At 45.1% G+C, this 20,793-nt stretch carries 14 protein-coding genes; 7 read left to right on the top strand and 7 right to left on the bottom strand.

The annotated features are described in order from the left end of the window. Nucleotides 1-114 precede the first annotated feature (114 nt). Entirely contained in the window at nt 115-1,038 is a 924-nt protein-coding gene (locus QUB44_RS03035) for a hypothetical protein (RefSeq protein ID WP_333362947.1), read from the top strand. A 310-nt stretch (nt 1,039-1,348) separates the two neighbouring features. Here QUB44_RS03035 and QUB44_RS03030 read toward each other — a convergent pair whose 3' ends face one another. Together QUB44_RS03030 and QUB44_RS03025 are read right to left on the bottom strand one after the other, a co-directional pair. After that, entirely contained in the window at nt 1,349-1,867 is a 519-nt protein-coding gene (locus tag QUB44_RS03030; RefSeq protein WP_333162133.1) for a hypothetical protein, read from the bottom strand. Between the two features lie 20 nt (nt 1,868-1,887). Then, nucleotides 1,888-2,970: a ParM/StbA family protein gene (locus QUB44_RS03025; RefSeq protein ID WP_172185049.1), complete on the bottom strand. Its 1,083-nt coding sequence runs from the start codon at nt 2,968-2,970 to the stop codon at nt 1,888-1,890. Nucleotides 2,971-3,292: 322 nt separating this feature from the next. On the opposite strand from QUB44_RS03025, the gene ftsH2 reads away from it, so the two are divergent. The 5 genes from ftsH2 to QUB44_RS03000 all read left to right on the top strand — a co-directional run bounded on the left by ftsH2 (nt 3,293) and on the right by QUB44_RS03000 (nt 11,725). Continuing rightward, nucleotides 3,293-5,179, top strand: coding sequence for an ATP-dependent zinc metalloprotease FtsH2 (ftsH2, locus tag QUB44_RS03020; RefSeq protein ID WP_333162135.1), 1,887 nt, complete (start codon nt 3,293-3,295; stop codon nt 5,177-5,179). Nucleotides 5,180-5,312: 133 nt separating this feature from the next. Beyond that, complete coding sequence (locus QUB44_RS03015; RefSeq protein ID WP_333162137.1) at nt 5,313-5,723, top strand: hypothetical protein; 411 nt, start codon at nt 5,313-5,315, stop codon at nt 5,721-5,723. Between the two features lie 237 nt (nt 5,724-5,960). Beyond that, the gene (locus QUB44_RS03010; RefSeq protein ID WP_333362943.1) at nt 5,961-7,250 is read left to right on the top strand and encodes an aminopeptidase P N-terminal domain-containing protein; all 1,290 of its coding nucleotides are present in this window, start codon (nt 5,961-5,963) and stop codon (nt 7,248-7,250) included. Nucleotides 7,251-7,561: 311 nt separating this feature from the next. Then, nucleotides 7,562-10,489: a PAS domain S-box protein gene (locus QUB44_RS03005; protein ID WP_333362940.1), complete on the top strand. Its 2,928-nt coding sequence runs from the start codon at nt 7,562-7,564 to the stop codon at nt 10,487-10,489. Nucleotides 10,490-10,495: 6 nt separating this feature from the next. Beyond that, the gene (locus QUB44_RS03000) at nt 10,496-11,725 is read left to right on the top strand and encodes an ATP-binding protein (RefSeq protein WP_333362936.1); all 1,230 of its coding nucleotides are present in this window, start codon (nt 10,496-10,498) and stop codon (nt 11,723-11,725) included. A gap of 15 nt (nt 11,726-11,740) precedes the next feature. On the opposite strand, the gene QUB44_RS02995 is transcribed toward QUB44_RS03000, so the two are convergent. The 5 genes from QUB44_RS02995 to QUB44_RS02975 form a co-directional block, all read right to left on the bottom strand. After that, a complete protein-coding gene (locus QUB44_RS02995) occupies nt 11,741-12,322 on the bottom strand; it encodes an HAD family hydrolase (protein ID WP_333362933.1) in 582 nt (193 codons plus the stop codon). A gap of 282 nt (nt 12,323-12,604) precedes the next feature. Then, nucleotides 12,605-13,729 carry an ATP-binding protein gene (locus tag QUB44_RS02990; protein ID WP_333362930.1) on the bottom strand — a complete coding sequence of 375 codons (1,125 nt, stop codon included), beginning with the start codon at nt 13,727-13,729 and terminating at the stop codon, nt 12,605-12,607. Further along, nucleotides 13,726-16,131, bottom strand: a complete 2,406-nt coding sequence (locus QUB44_RS02985; RefSeq protein ID WP_333362926.1) for a WD40 repeat domain-containing protein — start codon at nt 16,129-16,131, stop codon at nt 13,726-13,728. The genes QUB44_RS02990 and QUB44_RS02985 overlap by 4 nt, the downstream gene beginning before the upstream one ends. A 1-nt stretch (nt 16,132) precedes the next feature. After that, nucleotides 16,133-18,442, bottom strand: coding sequence for a WD40 repeat domain-containing protein (locus tag QUB44_RS02980; RefSeq protein ID WP_333362923.1), 2,310 nt, complete (start codon nt 18,440-18,442; stop codon nt 16,133-16,135). Nucleotide 18,443: 1 nt separating this feature from the next. Beyond that, nucleotides 18,444-19,859 carry a transcriptional regulator gene (locus QUB44_RS02975; RefSeq protein WP_333362919.1) on the bottom strand — a complete coding sequence of 472 codons (1,416 nt, stop codon included), beginning with the start codon at nt 19,857-19,859 and terminating at the stop codon, nt 18,444-18,446. Between the two features lie 296 nt (nt 19,860-20,155). Here QUB44_RS02975 and QUB44_RS02970 point away from each other — a divergent pair, with 296 nt between their 5' ends. Continuing rightward, entirely contained in the window at nt 20,156-20,788 is a 633-nt protein-coding gene (locus tag QUB44_RS02970; protein WP_333362916.1) for an ATP-binding protein, read from the top strand. The last annotated feature ends 5 nt before the right edge of the window (nt 20,789-20,793 follow it).

Raw genomic sequence — 20,793 nt, 5'->3', positions numbered from 1 at the left:
TTTTCAATTCGGCGATCTACAGCCTCCCTATGCCCTATGCCCTATGCCCTATGCCCTATGCCCTATGCCCTATGCCCTATGCCCTATGCCCAATTCCCAATTCCCAATTAACTTATGTCATCATCCAATTCACCAACGAAAATCCAAAATCCCACGTCCAGCAATTTGTTAGAAACTGCTGAATTGGTTTTTCTTGCTGCCTCTGCTGTGGGTTTGGCTGCTAGTTTGGTTTGGGAACAGAGCGTTTATGCTCAAGTGCCTGTAGTGATTTCGTTGGTGTTGAATTTTGTGAACCGGCAGAAGCTGCACAGGCAAGTTAAAACAAGTACGGCGGCCACGTTCGATCGGGTAAATCAACAAGCAGCTACTACCGATCGCGCGATCGAGGAATTGCAACTCGCTGTAAATGCTTTAGACGAAGCTGTTGCTCAAACATCTCGCGAAAATCTCAATGTTGCGCCTGGAGAAAACGTACACTCTCTAATTTCAGCAATTGAGAACCTGCGCCAGCGACTAATAATTTTAGAAAAAACTATTAAAATGATTCAAAGCGAGATCGAACTCACCAGCCGCCAATTCAAACAGCGACCGGAGTTGCAACAAGTCGAAACTTTGACAACAATAATTCTGGACTTGCAGCAGTTTATCAACGAACTGCCACAGTGGGGCAGTTTGCAGCAGCGGCAGCTAACAGAACTTCAGCAAAAAGTAGACAATGCTTTGGCTGAGCTTTCAGAAGAAATTGCTGTAATTCCCAACCGCGTGCAAGAGGCGCTAGCTAGTCGCGGTGGGGCAATTAACCCACAGTTGAGTTCTGGTTTGAATGCCGATCAAAAGAATGGTTATCGACCTAAAACCCAGAATGAGAAAATTCGCCAGAAATATCCCAGAGCTTATGTCAAGTGGAGTCAGGATGAAGACGAAAATTTGAAGAAAGAATATGCTAGCGGGCAACAAATTGACGAATTAGCTCAGAGATTTCAGCGACAGCCTAGTGCCATTCGTTCGCGATTACAAAAATTAGGATTAATCGAATAATGGTAATATCATTTCCGGTTACACCGGAATGATGTTGACTGTTCACTGTTCACTGTTCACTGTCAACAGTCAACAGTGAACTCGAATTTACTATTCCGATGGTAACGGATTTGATATAATTTGTAACCACAAAAAACAGTCAACAGTCAACAGTCAACAGTCAACAGTCAACTGACAAATAACAAATAACAAAGCGATCGCCCTTTTTTTTCAAAAGAGCGATCGCTTTGTTTATGTATTCAGTACCGGCTGCCAACAGCGGGCCACTAACATCACATCTCAAGGCTTTTTAGCCTTGGTCTACCTCATTTTAGAAATCTTGGGGTAACAAAGAACTTAAACGCTCCAACAAAGGATCGGAATTCCGAGGAGGAGCAACTTCAGCATCAGACACTACATTATCATCCGCCACAGACTCAGACTCAATTGGGCCAGGCTCTACTACTTTTGAAACTTGGGCAAAAGAAACTTGAGCAAACTTACTGTTAACACTTCCCTGCAACTGATCCAACTGGGCGCTGAGTTGATTCAGGTGATGTTCCAGTCCCTCCAAACGGCTTAATTCCTCTGCCGAAACATTGTGCTCAAACTCAGCAAATTTGACCACAAGTTCAGCAATACGCTGTTCCAACCGCTGAAAGCTCTGTGTAGAGCTAGCAGACTCAGATACAGACAAAAACTGCCACAAAGCTTGCTTGCAGAGATTGCTGAAAGTCTGATACTTCGTAAAAGCCAACTCTTTTTCAATAGCGGCCAGCAAAGTTTGATCCGCAGCATCTTCTGTAAACGCCACCGAGAAATTCGCCTTATTTTTTGCCCACAGTGCCATAGGGTTCAAGCCTTAATGCGTTACTTAATCGTGGCTAGCTGAGCCTCAGCATAAATAAACTGTCCCAAAGCATTAGCTTTCCGGGAAGGCTGAGCCAAGTGAGCCTTAAGATTGGCGTCTTTAAGCAAAGGTTGCAAAACCTCCCAGAAAAACTCGCCGCCACCGCCAGTCAGAACCACATCCGTCACCCGTTCCGGCAGCCACTGCACCAAACGTTCGGACAGTTCGTTAGCGAAAGCCTCTCGCAAATCCTTAATAATCGGATCTAAATTAGTCGGCTTAGTCGCTCCTCTCGGACGGTAGAAACGCTGGCCTTCCGGTTTATTCACCGCTTCCAGTAAAGACAGAGATTGAGGGTCTGCTCCCGGAATCTTTGAGGCAACTTGTTCGTAGAACTTGTTCATTGCGAAGGAATCGCTCTTAGAAGCTGCCCGGGCGAACCGGAAACGATCGACCATTAACAAATCGGTAGTTTGGTGTCCAATATCAACAACCGCCACCGACAGTTCGGGCAACTCCGGCGTAAACTCCTTGTTATCTTGAGCCTCGCACCAAATCAGGCTGCCGAACCCTTCCGGCATCACCCAAACGTGACTGATATTAATATCCACACGCTCGCCCCGGTACACCACAACGTGGGGAGAGCGCAGTTGGCTGATAATCTCTTCCTTTTCCTTCTCAAACTGATCCTGCGAATAAAACGGCAAACCCAGCACAACTGCTATTTCGCCCTTCATCTGGAAATATCCAGCACAGGAAAAGACCTTAACCAAAGCATCTACTACTTTCGACTGGTCAGCGCCACCGAGATTAGCGCCAAAATCTGCAGCCAATTGGCCGATCGCGTAGCCCTTGCCCTGGTACTCCAGCCACATATCCAACAGAGGGTCTGTTGCTTTCGACTCAAAGCTGCCGCCACGAACCTTTTCAACGGGCATAGCAGCCACGTTGGCAGGGATGAAAACCACGCTGCTCGGGTTGCGACTCACGCAGGCTTTAGTTGCCGTCCGACCCAAATCAGCACTAATAATCGATTTGTGAGAAGCGATCTTAGTCTGCTGCGTCAGCATAGCCGAATTAGGAACAAGCTGTCTAGTTGTCATTGAAATGTGTTACCTCACTGAGCCTCACCATTATCATGCCTTATCCCTTGACACTGCCACGCTTAAAGACAGTTGGTTTTGCGGCGATTCTTCTAACTCTACCGAGATCGGTATCGAAATCAGCACCAAACATTATATTCGGGACGATCGCCCTTACCGTAACTAACCTAACTTTTTCTGGAGCCATCGTCCTCGAAGCTCTGTTGCCTGAGAGTGCATTGTTAAGTTAAATTTAGTTAAGATTCTGAGTGTAAACTTTTGTCGCACTTCTCCGACACCGCGATCTTACCCGATCTGTCCCCAATTCAAGGCATCCGCATTTATGAAAATTTCTTGGCGAACTATACTACTTTGGACTTTACCCGCCTTAGTCATCGGCTTTTTCTTGTGGCAGGGGGCCTTTGCCCCATCCCCCGCAGAAATGAGCAAGAACACCGCCAGCACCCGTCTGAGCTACGGTCGATTCTTAGATTACTTAAACGCCGGTCGAGTGACCAGCGTTGACCTTTACGACGGAGGTCGGACGGCTATTGTCCTAGCAGTCGATCCCGAACTGGACAATCACGAGCAGCGGTGGCGGGTAGACTTGCCCTCAAATGCCCCGGAACTGGTTTCTAGGCTCAGAGACTCCAAAATCAGCTTCGACACTCACCCACTACGCAACGACGGCGCTGTCTGGGGACTTTTAGGCAATCTAGTATTTCCCCTCTTGTTAGTAGGAGGCCTGTTTTTCCTCTTCCGCCGCGGTGGCAACGTTCCCGGCGGCCCGGGCCAAGCCATGAATTTTGGCAAATCCAAAGCTCGCTTTCAAATGGAAGCTAAAACAGGCGTACTGTTCGACGACGTAGCAGGCGTTGAGGAAGCCAAAGAAGAACTTCAAGAAGTGGTGACATTCCTCAAAAAACCCGAACGCTTCACCGCAGTCGGGGCGAAGATTCCCAAAGGCGTGCTGCTAGTGGGCCCTCCCGGAACCGGTAAAACCCTGCTGGCAAAAGCGATCGCAGGCGAAGCAGGCGTGCCTTTCTTCAGCATCTCCGGTTCGGAATTTGTGGAAATGTTCGTCGGTGTCGGCGCTTCCCGCGTTCGGGACTTGTTCAAGAAAGCTAAAGAAAATGCTCCTTGCATCATCTTTATCGATGAAATCGATGCAGTGGGCCGCCAGCGTGGTGCCGGTATCGGCGGCGGTAACGACGAACGGGAACAAACCCTGAACCAGTTGCTGACCGAAATGGACGGTTTTGAGGGCAATACTGGCATTATCATCATTGCTGCTACGAACCGCCCCGACGTGCTCGACTCAGCGCTGCTGCGTCCGGGACGTTTTGACCGCCAAGTTAGCGTAGATACGCCGGATATCAAAGGCCGCTTGGAAATTTTGGAAGTTCACGCGCGCAACAAGAAGCTGTCTACAGAGATTTCTCTGGACGCCATCGCCCGCCGCACTCCTGGTTTTACCGGCGCTGATTTGGCTAACTTGCTCAACGAGGCTGCTATTTTAACCGCCCGCCGCCGCAAAGAAGCGATTACGATGCTCGAAATTGACGATGCAGTCGATCGCGTGGTAGCAGGTATGGAAGGCACTCCTTTGGTGGACAGCAAGAGCAAGCGTTTGATTGCTTACCACGAAATCGGCCACGCGATCGTCGGTACAATCATTCAAGCCCACGATCCAGTTCAAAAAGTTACCTTAGTTCCTCGTGGACAGGCCCGCGGCTTGACTTGGTTCATGCCCAGCGAAGACCAAGGTTTGATTTCAAGATCGCAAATTTTAGCCCGGATTAGCGGTGCTTTGGGTGGCCGCGCAGCCGAAGAAGTAGTTTTCGGCGATGCCGAAGTAACCACCGGTGCCGGCAACGACTTGCAGCAAGTAAGCGGCATGGCGCGGCAAATGGTGACTCGCTACGGGATGTCTACCTTGGGCCCGATCGCCCTGGAAGCCCAGCAAAGCGAAATTTTCCTCGGCCGCGACTACACAGCGCGATCGGAATATTCCGAAGAAATAGCCTCTCGGATTGACGGACAAGTTCGAGCAATTGTCGATCACTGTTACGACGACGCCCGCCGAATTATTCGCGAAAATCGCACGGTGATCGATCGCTTAGTCGATTTGTTGATTGAAAAAGAAACCATCGACGGCGAAGAGTTGCGCCTAATCGTCTCTGAATACACTTTTGTTCCTGAAAAAGAACAATACGTTCCTCAGCTTTAAGACTTGTTTAAAAATTAAGGGCACGGGAATCCCGTGTCTTTAAAAAGTAGGGACGCAAAACTATTGCCACGTCCCTACTTTTTTATTAAACTGTCAATAATATTAAACCGCATCTAAACACCAATTAACGCAGATGAATACTACATTTGCCCTACATACTAAGAATTCGTCATTTTTTTTAATAGCAGCTTTTATTTTTGTTGGTGTCAATACTTTGAGCGCCCGCGCCGAAAAATCAAGATGTTTTGTAGATATTTGCATCGACTCCAGCAGCGTTGAATTAAGCAAATCCGATATTCCCGGTGCTCCCTCTTATCCAGTCAGAACTATTTTAGTAACTCAACAGTTTAGTAACGATAAATTGTTGGCGCAAATGGAAGTTGACTGCCAGCAACGACAGTTGAGAACTGTCAGAGTTAGCCAAGATGGCGAAAATTGGTCGAATTTCTCTCCGAAATGGACTTTAGTCGATGGCCACTCATCTTTGTCTCGGCTGGTTGACTATACTTGTAAATTGGCGATCGCAGAACAAGAGAATAAATAAGTAGACCCAGAAAAAAACCGAGCACCTATATCTTCAACCCTTGCCCCTTGCGCGTGCAAGTCTGTGTACTCGTAAAATCAGCCGTTTCAACCGCCGAGTGTTAATATTACATTCAATCTAAAATCTAAAATCGGATGAGTGTTAATATTACACTCAATCTAAAATCTAAAATCTAAAATCGGATGAGTGTTAATATTACACTCAATCTAAAATCTAAAATCTAAAATCTAAAATCGAATGACCAACCCCACCGAATATCGGCAAAGACGCGAACAATTAATGGCAAAAATTGGCAGCGGGACGGCGATATTTCGCAGCGCGCCCGCAGCCGTCATGCACAACGATGTAGAATATGCTTACCGACAAGATAGCGATTTTTTCTACTTAACCGGTTTCAATGAAGCTGCGGCGGTAGCAGTGCTCGCGCCACACCATGAAGAACACAAATTTGTGTTGTTTGTGCAGCCAAAAGACTTGGAAAAAGAAACTTGGCACGGTTATCGCGCCGGAGTAGAAGGCGCTAAGGAATTGTACGGCGCGGATGAAGCTTTCCCCATCGCCGAACTTGCCGAAAAATTGCCGAAATATTTAGAAAATGCCGATCGCATATACTATCACTTCGGGCGCGATCGTAGTTTCGACCAAACAGTCCTCAATCACTGGCAGCGCTTGATGGCAACCTATCCGAAACGCGGCACAGGCCCCACAGCAATCGAAGATTCCAACATCATTTTACACCCGATGCGGCTGGTGAAAAGCGAAACAGAATTAGCATTAATGCGAAAAGCTGCTAATATCTCAGTTGCAGCGCACAACCGCGCCCAAGAATTCGCTAAACCGGGCAGATACGAATATGAAATTCAAGCTGAAATAGAACATACTTTTGGCTTAAATGGCTGCACTCCGGCTTACCCTTCAATTGTTGCATCCGGTTACAATTCCTGCGTCCTCCACTACATCGAAAACAACCGCCAAATGCAGGAAAACGATTTGCTGCTAATAGATGCCGGTTGTGCTTGCGACTACTACAACGCTGATATTACTCGCACCTTTCCTGTTAGCGGCAAATTTACAACTGAACAACAGATAATTTATGACTTAGTTTTGCAAGCACAATTGCAGGCAATTAGTCAAGTATATCCGGGAAATCCTTACAGCAAAATTCATGAAACGGCAGTGCGCGCTTTGGTGGAAGGTTTAATGGATTTAAAACTTTTGGTGGGGGACATTGAAGAGATAATTAAAGAAGAGAAATACAAGCCATTTTATATGCACCGTACTGGTCATTGGCTGGGGCTGGATGTGCACGATGTCGGCGTTTATCAGTACGGCGAAAATTCGCAAGTTTTGCAGGCAGGACAAGTGCTGACGGTGGAACCAGGGATTTATATTTCTCCTTATATTAAACCCGTTGAAGGACAGCCGGAGGTTCCTGAAAAATGGCGGGGTATTGGCGTGAGAATTGAAGATGATGTTTTGGTGACGTTGGAAAGTCATGAAGTCTTGACGGCGGGAGTTCCTAAATAATTGTTGAGTGTTGACTGTTGAGTGTTGACTGTTGAGTGTTGACTGTTGAGTGTTGACTGTTGACTGTTGACTGTTGACTGTTGACTGTTTGAACAATACCGATGCAACCGGAAACGATTTATGTAGCGTGCGGATCTGTTCTATGGTTCAATGGAATTTGCTCCTGGACGGGTGGCGACGCACCTTACTTACAACTTGATTGTGTGTACCGCATATAAATTGAATCTGCTGTAAGTTGGCAGTGCAGGCTTGAGCTTTGTTAGTATTGGCTTGAAAAAGCTCAAGCCTTTACTGCTAAACCTAGAGCAATTATGTGTATTGATCCTACCAAGATCGATCGACCTCTGGAAACCTGCGAAGCATTAGTAGCAGAGCAAAAAGAAAAAATTCGGCAACTTGAAGAGGATTTGCAGCAGCAGAGAGAATTGTGCCAGAAATTAGAAGCACAACTCAAAGCAGTCGAGAATGCTAGCTTTTCGGGTTCCGTAACTGAATTTGATATCACCGAGGACGATCGCATTCGGTTAATCGCATCTCTGGAAAAAAGCCAGGAAATGTACCGAACTCTCATCAAACATTATCCGAATGGTTCGGTCTTTTTGTTCGATCGCGATTTGCGCTATACTCTGGTTGACGGCCAAGGTTTGGCAGTAGCTGGTTTGTCCAAAGAACTGTTGGAAGGCAAAACATTGTGGGAAGTATCCCCACCTGAAGATTTGCCCCTTTTTGAGACTACATATCGCGCTGCTTTGGCAGGAAAAGAGAATACTTTTGAATATAAATACGGCGAGCGCATTTATTCAACAACAATTGCTCCAGTCAAAAACGACCGGGAAGAAATTTTTGCAGGAATGGTCGTTACTCAAGATATTACCGAAAAAAAACAGGCAGAAATAGCGCTGGAAGACATCAAAAATCAGCTAGAAATTAAATACCAAAAGCGCACTGAAGACTTAAAAATAGTCAACAATCAATTGCAGGAAGAAATTCTCTCTCGGTGGCGCGCCGAAAAAGCTCTGCGGGAAAGCCAGGAACAGCTAGAATTGTTTTTCTCTCAATCTTTAGATGGCTTTTTCTTTATGATGCTGGACGAACCAGTGCACTGGGACGATACAGTTGATAAAGAAAAAGTCTTGGATTACATATTTGCTAACGGGCGGGTAACGAAGGCAAATGATGCTTTGATAGCTCAATACGGAGGTATTAGGGAACAGTTTATTGGCCGCACGCTTGACTCTTTATTCTCCCACAACTTTACTGGCTGCAGAGAGATAATCAAGCAATTTTTTGATGAAGGTCGGATTCATATCGAAAATGAGAATCGCAAGTTTGACGGGGTTCCAGTTTGGGTGGAAGGCGACTATATTTGCATTTATGATTCCCACGGCAGAATCGTCGGGTATTTTGGCGTGCAGCGCGATATTAGCGATCGCAAAAAAGCAGAAGCAACCCTCAGAGATAGCGAAGAACGCTTTCGGGCGACCGTCGAACAAGCAGCAGTAGGTATTACCCACCCTGACCAAACAGGCCGCTATTTGCGAGTCAATCAAAAATTCTGCGAGATAGTGGGATATACTGCGAGCGAACTGCTATCGCGAACTTGGATGGACGTTACTTACCCAGAAGATATAGATGCAGATTTAAAACAAAACAAGCAATTATTTGCCGGGGAAATTGACAGTTTTAAAATGGAAAAACGCTTGCTGCACAAAGACGGCAGTCTAGTTTGGGTAAATATTACAGTATCGCTAATCAAAGAACCGCTGAGCGGGGCAATTTACAATGTAGTAGTGACAGAAGATATTAGCGATCGCCAAAAAACAGAAGCAGCGTTGAAAGAAAGCGAAGAAAGGTTCCGACAGCTAGCAGAAAACATTGAAAGCGTATTTTGGATGGTAAACGTTCAACCCCAAGAAATTATTTATATCAGTCCGGCTTACGAAAAGATTTGGGGCAGAAGCTGCGCTGATTTGTATGCTTACGGGCGCTTTTTTGCAGATTCCCTCCATCCAGAAGATCGCGAGCGCGTTATTGCTAATTTAACTAGAAAAATTGAGTTGGAAGACGAAATAGAATATCGAATTGTCAGGCCGGACGGCAAAATCCGCTGGATTCGCGATCGGGCTTTTCCGATTATAAATCAATCTGGTAAAGTTTACCGCATCGTGGGCATTGCAGTAGATATTACCGCACGCAAACAGGCAGAAAAAACCATCCGCGAAAGTGAAGAACGCTTCCGCCAGTTAGCAGAAAATATCCAAGATTCCGTCTGGCTAATGTCTGCGGAATTCACCGATTTATTGTATCTGAGTCCAGCTTACGAACAAATCTGGGGGCGCAGTCGCGAAGAATTGTATGCCGAACCCTTAAAAATGATGGAGTGGGTGCATCCAGAAGATAAATGCCTGTTGGAAGAGGCAATGGGGCAAGTGTTGCAAGGCGAGTCCACCAATACCGAATATCGGATTTTTCTGCCAGACGGCACAATTCGCTGGGTGTGCGATCGAGCTTTTCCCATTTACGACGAATCGGGCAACATTTACCGCATCGCGGGTATTGCCGAAGATATCAGCGATCGCAAATTTACCGAAGCCCGCATTCAAGCAGCACTCCGCGAAAAAGAAGTATTGCTCAAAGAAATTCACCACCGAGTCAAAAATAATATGCAGGTAATTTCCAGCCTGTTGCAACTTCAAGCTCAATACATTGAAGACGAAGCAACGCTAACTTTATTTGAAGAAAGCCAGACTCGCATCCATTCGATGGCTCTGATTCACGAGCAACTTTATCAATCCGAAAATCTCGATCAGATCGCCCTGTCCCCCTATGTCGAAAACTTGGTTGCTAATTTGTATCAATCTTTTGGTTGCGGCAATACTTCAATCCAATTTAATCTCAAAATCGCTCCCATTTTTTTAAACATAGAAACAGCAATTCCGTGCGGTTTAATTATTAACGAACTGGTTTCTAACTCTTTAAAATATGCCTTTGTTTCAAGTTTGTGTGGAGAAATAACTATTAATTTTTATGAAATAAATTGCCACCAATTTCATTTAACTATTCAAGATAACGGTCGTGGATTTCCGGCGGATTTTGACGTGGAAAATACTGAAACATTAGGATTGCGATTAGTAAGAATGTTGGCTTACCAATTAGAAGCAAGTATTGCCATTGACAGTCAGCGAGGAACCTGCTACACTCTAATTTTCCAAGAGTTAAATTATCGGCAGCGTATTTAACGAAAAATGAACCCTATACAAATTTTGGTTGTAGAAGACGAAGTTATTGTAGCCCAAGACATAGCAGGCCGATTAAAAAAACTGGGATATGCAGTAACAGCTACAGTTTCTTCAGGAGAAGAAGCTATTCAAAAAGCGATAGAAAACCCGCCCGACTTAGTGTTGATGGATATCGTGCTTAAAGGTGACATGGACGGGGTAACAGCAGCCGAGAAAATCAGAACTAATAGGAATGTGCCGACAGTATTTTTAACAGCTTATGCCGACGATAAAACGCTGCAAAGAGCGAAACTTACAGATCCATTCGGTTATATTATCAAACCATTTCAACAAAATGATTTGCGGGTGGCGATCGAGATTGCCCTGCACAGACACGAAATCGAAACCAAGATGCGAGAATCTCTCAAAGCTGCGGAAGCAGTCAGAGAGTCGGTGGAAGAAAAATCGCACCGCCAAAACCAGTATATTTCAATGGCCGCTCACGAATTGCGGAACCCGCTCAACGCAATTTTAATTTCTGCGGAACTTCTCGATCTAGATCGAACTCGCAGCAGTGACGAATCCCAAGTTAGAACCCTGCGGCTGGTGCACTCAGCTACCCAAAAGATGAACCAGCTAATCGACGATATGCTGTTCATGGGCAGGGCAGAATCAGGCCAACTCAAATGCAATCCATTACCGATAAATTTAGTCGAGTTTTGTCAAGACTTGCTCGCTCAATTGCAGTTAGGAAATGAAGCCAAGCACAAACTAACATTAATCCCTTCAGATGTTACCAGTGCAATATTAGATCAACAATTACTGCACGGCATTATTTCTAACTTAATCGTCAACGCCATCAAGTATTCCCCAAACGGCGGGCAAGTCACCTTGGAATTGGAATACCGTCAACCAGGCGAGGGAGAAAAAGAAGCTATTTTCTGCTTATCCCCTCAGTGTTTGTTTGGCAATTCCCAATTTACAAATATTAACTCTCCCTTACTAATTATGCGTATCCGAGACGAAGGCATCGGTATCCCAGAAACTGAAGTAGGGAAAATATTTGAAATGTTTTACCGCTGCAAGAATAGTGCAAAGATTAAAGGTAATGGTTTGGGGTTAACCATTGTTAAAAAAGCTGTGGAATTGCAAGGAGGGGCGATCGCCTGCGAAAGCAAAATGGGCGTGGGTACAACCTTCACAGTCGCCCTTCCTTACGTAGCACTTTCCTGTAAGACTCAACGACAAACAACTTAAATGCCACTACAAACACTAATCAAAGTGTTGCAAAATCCACTCCACAGCCGTCGCTAAATTTGCTGTAATAAAATCCGGTTTAGTATGATGCTGATACTCACCGCTCAACACGCTTTTCCCGTAACCAGTCTGCACCAAAATGCCAGTACAGCCGGCATTGTGAGCCATATCAACATCAGTCGCTTTATCCCCCACCATAAAACTATTCGGCAAATCCAAATCGTATTCCCAAGCCGCCGCTACCAACATCCCCGTATTTGGTTTTCGCCAAGTCGAATACCGCGTAAATTCGGGGTTTGTTCCGCCTTCGGCTGCGCTTAAATAAGGACAGTAATAAAGAGCATCTAACCTCGCTCCTGCTTCATTTTCTAATAGCTGACACAGGCGTTTGTGCAAAGCTTCTACGTGGCTGATCGGATTATAATCCCTCGCTGGGCCCGATTGATTGGAAACCAAACAGCAAAATATTTCTTTGTCATTTAAACGGCGTACAGCTTCAGCTATTCCGGGGATTAAATGCAAATCTTCTACTTTGTGGATGTAACCGACTTCGATATTGAGAACGCCGTCGCGATCGAGAAATACTGCTCGTTTCATTGTTGTATTGTTGCTTGAAAATTGGGTTTAGGGTGAGGATGCGGCAGTTTTCATTGGTGTTAACTTAAGCCTAAAAACCTTTGTATCTATCGTTTATAGTCGAGTCTAGATCCCCCTAAATCCCCCTTAAGAAGGGGGACTTTGAGTGTTCCAGTCCTCCTCTTTTTCCGCTTGGGACTTTGACTACTCTTGTCCCCCCCTTATTAAGGGGGGTTAGGGGGGATCGGGAAGACTGGACAAGGAAGACTATAGGCTGGCACAGCGAAAATCTAGGTACGAGCGTCATTCTAAAATAGATTGTTTGCCTAGCCATTCGCGGAAACTATCATGATACAAACTATAGCAAACTTCTCCTCCAATTTCTTGTTTATTTAAGAACTCGATCCAATTGTCTAACACTTTTTCAACATCGTATTCATCCCGATCAATTATATTGGATATCGCACTTACAGACAAACCTGTTGTGGATTGTACCAAAACATTGAGGACAGACAAGTCAACTGCCGATAAGCCCTCACCTCTAATCCGCAGCCAGTGGTTTTGATAATACGCTGCTAAACCGGGAGGAAGTTCAGAGGGAAGTGAGGACTCTCCCAGATTAGCATCGGGATGTGAATTCTCGCCGATCGCCCTTAACGTCTGACTCAGATACATGAAATTGTTTTCGCTGACTGTGGCGAGTTGTTGGCAGAATTCGGGTTGAGTTAAATCCGGTGCGGTTGATAGGTATTGCTGAATGTAGTTAAGGACATCTTCCCGATTTTGGGGGGGATAATCTCTTAAATCGAGAGTTTGAGAGGGGGTTTCAATTAATAAACCGGATTTCTCTCTCAAAAACGGGCGGCGGGCGAGGATAAAATAAGTACGATCGCCCAAATATCTCGGCAGATAAAACAGATTTGTGCTGGGAGGCTGACTCGTGCGGGCGATCGCGTCTACAGAATCAATGACTATTATCAACTTTTGGCGATCGTTTAATTTATCGCTAATTTGCTGAAGCAACAAAGACAGAAACCAACTCCCATCATCTGATTCGAGATTTTGAAGTTGAGATCTTAGCTTGACAATTTCCGATGTTTCCCCATTGGTGGCAAGGTATTTGTCAATCAGTTGAGTGCAGACAGAAGCGAGAAAATCTTCAGCTCGATTTTTGCCTTCAACTCCAGCGTTGTAATAGATACTGCGAGGATGGGCGGTGACATATTGGGCGAGGATGGAACTTTTGCCGCAGCCGGGAGTGCCGACAATTGTGAAATAACCGCGGCTGTGGGAGTCTAGAAAGTCGGATATCGCAGAAAAAACAAACTTGCGACCTGCAAAATTCTCGGTTTTTTCTCGCAGGAGTTGCTGAAATTCTATTGGGTAAGCGGCGGTAGAGATGGGAGTTGAGAGAGGTGAGGAATTCATGTTAGTGCCTCCACCCCTTCTAGCCGCAGGAAATATAAGCGACCGGATGTGCCACCTGCGACGATTGTTACTCCATCAGGGGCAATAGCGCAACAGATAATCGCACTTTCACCCGTGAAACTGGCAATGACATTTCCAGTGGCTAAATCCCAGACTTTGAGGTTTTTTTCCCAGGAACCAGAAATCGCCCGTTTGCCATCAGCAGTCACGGCTACTGATTTTACCAAATCGCTGTGACCAGTGAGAGTAAACTCTTCCTTTCGAGTTGTTAAATCCCAAATTTTAATAGTGTTGTCATGTGAACAAGAAATTGCCCGCTTCCCATCAGCAGTGACAGCTACTGCATTTACTGCGTAGCTGTGACCTTTGAGAGTAAACTCTTCCTTTCCAGTGATTAAATTCCAGACTTTGATGGTGTTGTCATCTGAACCAGAAATCGCCCGCTTCCCATCAGCAATGACAGCTACTGCATATACTGAGTAGCTGTGACCTTTGAGAGTAAACTCTTCCTTTCCAGTGATTAAATCCCAGACTTTGACGGTGTTGTCATCTGAACCAGAAATCGCCCGTTTGCCATCAGCAGTGACGGCTACTGCATTTACCCACTGGCTGTGACCTTTGAGAGTAAACTCTTCCTTTCCAGTTGTTAAATCCCAGACTTTGAGAGTATTATCTCTTGAACCAGAAATCGCCCATTTACCATAAGCAGTGACGGCAACTGAATTTATCCAGTCGCTGTGACCAGTGAGGATCAACTCTTCTTTTCCAGTTGTTAAATTCCATACTTTAATGGTCTTGTCCCACGAGCCAGAAATCGCCCTTTTTCCATCAGCAGTGACGGCGACTGCATTTACCCATTGGCTGTGACCCGTGAGAGTAAACTCTTCCTTTCGAGTTATTAAATCCCAGACTTTGGTGGTATTATCTCTCGAACCAGAAATTGCCCGTTTGCCGTCGGGCGTAACGGCAACTGCATTAGGCGAGTCGCTGTAACCCGTGAGAATAAATTGTTCCTTTCCAACTGGATTTATCCAGTCGCTATGACCAGTGAGAGTAAATTCTTCCTCTTTAGTTGTTAAATCCCACACTTTTACGGTCTTGTCCCACGAACCAGAAATTGTTCGCTTGCCATCAGCAGTGACGGCTACTGCATTTACCAAGTGACTGTGACCTTTGAGAGTAAACTCTTCCTTTCGAGTTATTAAATCCCAAACTTTGATGGTTTTGTCTATTGAACCAGAAATCGCCCGCTTACCATCAGCAGTGACGGCTACTGCATTTACCCAGTCGCTGTGACCTTCGAGAGTAAACTCTTCCTTTCGAGCTATTAAATCCCAAACTTTGAGAGTCTTGTCTGTTGAACCAGAAATTGCCAGTTTGCCATCAGCAGTGACGGCTATCGCATTTACTGCTTTGCTATGACCTTTGAGAGTAAACTCTTCCTTTCCAGTTGTTAAATTCCAAACTTTTACGGTGTTGTCATCTGAACCAGAAAGCGCCCGCTTGCCATCCTCCGTGACAGATACTGCATTTACAGAGTTGCTGTGACCTGTGAGAGTAAACAGTTCCTCTCCAGTTGTTAAATCCCAGACTTTTACCGTGTGATCAGATGAACCAGAAAGCGCCCGCTTACCATCCTCCGTGACAGCTACTGCATTTACCGAGTTGCTGTGACCTTCAATGCTAAACAGTTCCTTTCCACTCGACAAATCCCAGACTTTCAACGTGTTGTCCGATGAACTAGAAAGTGCCCATTTGCCATCCTCTGTGACAGTGACTGCATTTACCGAGTTGCTGTGACCTTTGAGAGTAAACTCTTCCTCTCCAGTTGTTAAATTCCAGATTCTGACGGTGGTGTCCCAAGAACCAGAAATCGCTCGTTTACCATCCTTCGTGATAGCGACTGCATTTACCCAATGGCTGTGACCTTTGAGGGTTCGTAGCAATCCCCTGCGAGGGGGAGTTAAACAGGGTGTCAAAGGACGCAACCAAGGTGCTGCTTTCCACTGCTTTGCTACCTCCAGCATTGTCTGAATCAGAGGTATTTCAAAGTACCGTAAGCGCCCTAACAATTGCCCTGCCAGTTGCGTCTTATCTCCATCCAAAATATCGGCTGACATCCACAGTACCGCTTGAATCAAGTTCAGGGCTTTCGCTGCTTCTGGGTTGTAATGTGGGTGAGTTACTACTTCTGAATCGTCTACTAAATTAAAATCATCAATAAGTGCCTGCACTCCCAACTCAGGATGCTGAATCTTTGCCATCAGAAAGTTAAAATCTGTCAGTTTTTGATAATACTTTTCTAAATTCCCTGACTTGACATGATTTGGCAGTAAGCTGCCCAGATAAGCGCGTTGATAGGAAAGTGGTTTGGCAGCTAACTTGTCAGTAAATTCTCCCATCTCACGCTATCCCCTTTTCTAAATACTCAGTAATCCCTTCTAGCCGCAGGAAATATACTCTGCCGGATTTGTCGCCTGCCACAATTGTGACTCCATCGGGTGCAATAGCGCAACAGGCGATCGCACTTTCACCGGTGAAACTGGCAATGACATTTCGACTCGACAAATCCCAGACTTTGAGGGTTTTGTCAAATGAACCAGAAATTGCCCGCTTGCCATCCTCCGTGACGGCTACTGCATTTACCGAGCTGGTGTGACCTGTGAGAGTAAACTGTTTCTTTCGAGTTGTTAAATCCCAGACTTTGAGGGTGTTGTCAGATGAACTAGAAATCGCCCGCTTGCCATCAGCAGTAACGGCGACTGCATATACTGAGTACCTGTGACCTTTGAGAGTAAACTGTTCCTTTCCAGTTATTAAATCCCAGACTTTGAGGGTGTTGTCCGATGAACCAGAAAGCGCCCGCTTGCTATCAGCAGTTACGGCGACTGCATTTACCGATTTGCTGTGACCTTTGAGAGTAAACAGTTCCTTTCGAGTTGTTAAATTCCAGACTTTGAGTGTGTTGTCATCTGAACCAGAAATCGCCCGCTTGCCATCAGCAGTGATAGCGACTGTATTTACCGATTTGCTGTGACCTTTGAGAGTAAACTGTTCCTTTTGAGTTGTTAAATCCCAGACTTTGAGGGTTTGATCCCACGAACCAGAAATTGCCCGCTTGCCATCAGCAGTGACGGCGACTACATATACTGAGTTGCTGTCACCTTTGAGAGTAAATTCTTCCTTTCGACTTGTTAAATTCCAGACTTTGAGGGTTTGATCCCACGAACCAGAAATCGCCCGCTTGCCATCAGCAGCGACGGCTACTGCATATACTGAGTCGCTGTGACCTTTGAGAGTAAATTCTTCCTTTCCAGTGGTTAAATCCCAGACTTTGAGGGTGTTGTCCCACGAACCAGAAATTGCCCGCTTGCCATCAGCAGTGACGGCTACTGCATTTACTGAGTTTCTGTGACCTTTGAGAGTAAATTCTTCCTTTCCAGTGGTTAAATCCCAGACTGTGAGGGTGTTGTCCGATGAACCAGAAATTGCCCGCTTGCCATCAGCAGTGATGGCTACTGCATTGACTGAGTTACTGTGAACTTTGAGAGTAAACAATTCCTTATGTAATGAGTTGCTGTGAACTTTATTTACTGAGTTACTGTGAACTTTGAGAGTAAACTGTTCCTTTCCAGTGGTTAAATCCCATACTTTGAGGGTGTTGTCCGATGAACCAGAAATTGCCCGCTTGCCATCAGTAGTGACGGCGACTGCATATACTGAGTTGCTGTGACCTTTGAGAGTAAACAGTTCCTTTCGAGTTGTTAAATCCCAGACTTTGAGTGTGTTGTCATCTGAACCAGAAATCGCCCGCTTGCCATCAGCAGTGACGGCTACTGCATATACTGAGTCGCTATGACCTTTGAGAGTAAATTCTTCCTTTCGAGTTGTTAAATCCCAGACTTTGAGGGTTTTGTCAAATGAACCAGAAATCGCCCGCTTGCCATCAGCAGTGACGGCCACTGCATTTACCCAGTCGCTGTGACCATTGAGAGTAAACTGTTCCTTTCCAGTTATTAAATCCCAGACTTTGAGGGTGTTGTCCGATGAACCAGAAATCGCCCGCTTGCCATCGGGGGTGACGGCGACTGCATTTACTGATTTGCTGTGACCTTTGAGAGTAAACAGTTCCTTTCCCGTTGTTAAATTCCAGACTTTGAGTGTGTTGTCAACTGAACCAGAAATCGCCCGCTTGCCATCAGCAGTGACAGCGACTGCATTTACCGAGTTGCTATGACCTTCGAGGGTGCGTAGTAGTCCCCTGCGAGGGGGAGTTAAACAAGGTGTCAAAGGACGCAACCAAGGTGCTGCTTTCCACTGCTTTGCTACCTCCAGCATTGCCTGAATCTGAGGCATTTCAAAGTACAGTAAGCGCCCTAACAATTGTTCCGCCAGTTTTGTCCGATCTCGATCCAAAATATCGGCTGACATCCACAGTGCCGCTTGAATCAAGTTCAGGGCTTTAACTTTTTCTGGGTTGTATTCTGGGTTAGTTACTGCTTCAGAAGCGTCAACCAAATTGAAATCATCAATAAGTGCCTGTACCCCAAAGTCAGGATGCTGAATCTTTGCCATCAGAAAGTTAAAATCTGTCAGTCTTTGATAAAACTTTTCTAAATTCCCTGACTTGACATAATTTGGCAGTAAGCTTCCCAGATAAGCACGTTGATAGAAAAGTGGTTTTGCCGCTAACTTGTCAGCAAAGTCTCCCATCTCAATCCATCCCCTGTTCTAAATACTCAGCAATCCGTTGATTGACTTCTTTAAAAATCTTCCGCTTTGAATCCATCTCCCGTTTGGCTTTCAGAAAGTCAAGGAAACTAGCATGATAGATGGTGTAGCAGATTTCTCCTTCTACATTCTGCTTTTTTAAATACTCAACCCACTCGTCTAGAACCTTTCCCACATTGCATTCATCCTTCTCGGCAATTCCAGCAATCATCTCGCAGGGAATCGGCGTGGCAATCTCTAGTAAAATATACAAGACAATCTCCATCAATTGCCCTGGCTTAGCTTCCATCCCCATTCGCACCCAATGGCTTTGATAATACTCTTGCAGCCCGTCTGGTAATTGCTTTAAATCCAAGTCTTTGTAATAGCCCTTAGCAATTGCTGGCAAAACATACCGCAAATACATAAAATTGTTTTCGCTTTTGTTTGCCACTTGCTCGACAAAACTTGTATCGGTAATGCTGCGGGTTTGAAGCCATTTTCTCAGTTTATTTTTATATTCAGAATCGGTATTTATCACATAGTCAATATAATTTTTGATATCCTTCTGATTGAAATGAGCATAGTCGCTGTCTCTTAAATCCAACTCTTTTACCGGAACTCCCGGAGATACAGCCAGCCGCCTTTGACCGAGGTTAAAGGGTCGCCGCGTCAGCAGAAAATATACGTTATCGGGCAGAGTTGTCGGCAAATGTAAAAGATTTTCTCCCGGTTCTTGTTCAACTTCATCCAGTGCATCTATCGCAATTACCAAACGATCGCCCACCGTGAGTTTTGCCGCCACCTGTGCCAGTAAAGTTGGTAAATCGGCGTCTTCTGATTTTGGCAATTGATAGCGGTCAATTAATTGACGGCGAATGCTCTTCAAAAACAATTCTGGTCTGTTGCGACGTTCGACGAGAATATTGAAATAGCAGGGAGATTTATGTTCCCAGACGTATTTGGCAACGATCGAACTTTTCCCCATTCCCGCATCCCCGACGATTGTAAAATAACCGTGAGGATTTTCGGTGATAAATTTCTGAAAAGTATCAAAAACAAATTGGCGGCCGCAAAACCTGCGAATTTTTTCTTCTATTAACGATATAAATTCTTCAGGGTAGGGGGCAACTACTGGTTGTGATGGTTGATAATACTTCTGTTTTAATTTAGTATGCAGAATCCTCGACTTACCTGCACCTTGGTGGTTATCAAGTTCTGGAAAACTGGCTGAAAACTTCCTGTAAATCTCTCCCATCCGTTGTTTTACAGTAGGTTCTGATATGCTTAATGTTAATGAAAGCTCTGTCTGATTTAGGGGTACTCTTTCACGAGAGAAGAGTGCTAATAATGTTTCTGTTTGTTCCATAGATAATTCATATCTCCCAGATTCGCCTGTAAGGAATTCTTGCCAATCCATCTAGGTTAACCCCCAATATAACTTTATTACAACTTACGCACTGTCATGCACTTAAATCATCCTGAGCCTTGCCAAGGAGCTGTGAGACGGCTGGGATGCTTCGCAGTCCTGAGCCTTGCGAAGGATAGGGACTTTGCATGACAGTAGTTTAATTATACCTTGAGTATACTTTCATTATACCGACCTCTAATAGACCTAACTTTATACCTCTGGTCAACTTCACTTAATTAAAGTGATGCCATGATTTGATCAGAACACAGACAAGCAGTTATTGATAAACAAGAGAGGTCAGTCAAATGAATTTTAAATTATTCGGAAACTCGCACGGTGACGAAGATTTTAGCGAAATCGATGAAATAGGCAAAATAGGTATAAAACTTATTGGCAAAATTGCCGATGAGCTAAGTTATACCCGCACGTCTGCCGGTCGAAACTGTCTGTTAATTGTCAAATATTTTCAGCCCGGTATAGTATCACCCCAACCTAGCACTCAAGCGGATTTTTTTAAGCGTGCAATCGACGTTTTACATAGCTTTAACTGGCTTCAAGAGCAACGAACTCCCCAATCCGATCGAAGTTATAACCAGCCACTTCAGAAAATAAAGCTTCAAGTAAGTAGCGATCTCAAGGCTGTTACTCAAGTCCTGTGGTGGGTTGAGCAGTTAGAGCCTCTACCCATTCCCGAAACAGTTTTGCAGCTTTGTAAGCTTGCTGCGATCGAGGGTTTTGCCCATGCTGTGCGCCACGCCCACACAAATCAGTCAGTGGAAACTCCGAAAATCGAGCTGGCGATCGCAGTATTTAACGAGCGCCTAGAAATCGAAATATGGGATTGGGGAAAGCCTTTTGACCTCAAGACCAAGCTGAAAGAAGAATTGCCAGAAAAAACTCTGTTTAGTTGGAACGACTTGAGCTTTACTCTTCACTAAAGCTG

Source organism: Microcoleus sp. AT3-D2, from assembly GCF_036705715.1.
In the GTDB taxonomy this organism is placed as follows: Bacteria; Cyanobacteriota; Cyanobacteriia; order Cyanobacteriales; family Microcoleaceae; genus Microcoleus.
The sequence above is the reverse complement of the archived record's forward strand: the minus strand, read 5'-3'. Positions and strand labels throughout refer to the sequence as shown.

Bases quoted from the DNA above. Each gene is read 5' to 3' on its own strand.
- QUB44_RS03030 (WP_333162133.1), bottom strand. From the start codon at position 1,867: ATGGCACTGTGGGCAAAAAATAAGGCGAATTTCTCGGTGGCGTTTACA.
- QUB44_RS03035 (WP_333362947.1), top strand. From the start codon at position 115: ATGTCATCATCCAATTCACCAACGAAAATCCAAAATCCCACGTCCAGC.
- QUB44_RS02970 (WP_333362916.1), top strand. From the start codon at position 20,156: ATGAATTTTAAATTATTCGGAAACTCGCACGGTGACGAAGATTTTAGC.
- QUB44_RS02980 (WP_333362923.1), bottom strand. From the start codon at position 18,442: ATGGGAGACTTTGCTGACAAGTTAGCGGCAAAACCACTTTTCTATCAA.
- ftsH2 (WP_333162135.1), top strand. From the start codon at position 3,293: ATGAAAATTTCTTGGCGAACTATACTACTTTGGACTTTACCCGCCTTA.
- QUB44_RS02985 (WP_333362926.1), bottom strand. From the start codon at position 16,131: ATGGGAGAATTTACTGACAAGTTAGCTGCCAAACCACTTTCCTATCAA.
- QUB44_RS03025 (WP_172185049.1), bottom strand. From the start codon at position 2,970: ATGACAACTAGACAGCTTGTTCCTAATTCGGCTATGCTGACGCAGCAG.
- QUB44_RS03010 (WP_333362943.1), top strand. From the start codon at position 5,961: ATGACCAACCCCACCGAATATCGGCAAAGACGCGAACAATTAATGGCA.
- QUB44_RS02995 (WP_333362933.1), bottom strand. From the start codon at position 12,322: ATGAAACGAGCAGTATTTCTCGATCGCGACGGCGTTCTCAATATCGAA.
- QUB44_RS03015 (WP_333162137.1), top strand. From the start codon at position 5,313: ATGAATACTACATTTGCCCTACATACTAAGAATTCGTCATTTTTTTTA.
- QUB44_RS02975 (WP_333362919.1), bottom strand. From the start codon at position 19,859: ATGGATTGGCAAGAATTCCTTACAGGCGAATCTGGGAGATATGAATTA.
- QUB44_RS02990 (WP_333362930.1), bottom strand. From the start codon at position 13,729: ATGAATTCCTCACCTCTCTCAACTCCCATCTCTACCGCCGCTTACCCA.
- QUB44_RS03000 (WP_333362936.1), top strand. From the start codon at position 10,496: ATGAACCCTATACAAATTTTGGTTGTAGAAGACGAAGTTATTGTAGCC.
- QUB44_RS03005 (WP_333362940.1), top strand. From the start codon at position 7,562: ATGTGTATTGATCCTACCAAGATCGATCGACCTCTGGAAACCTGCGAA.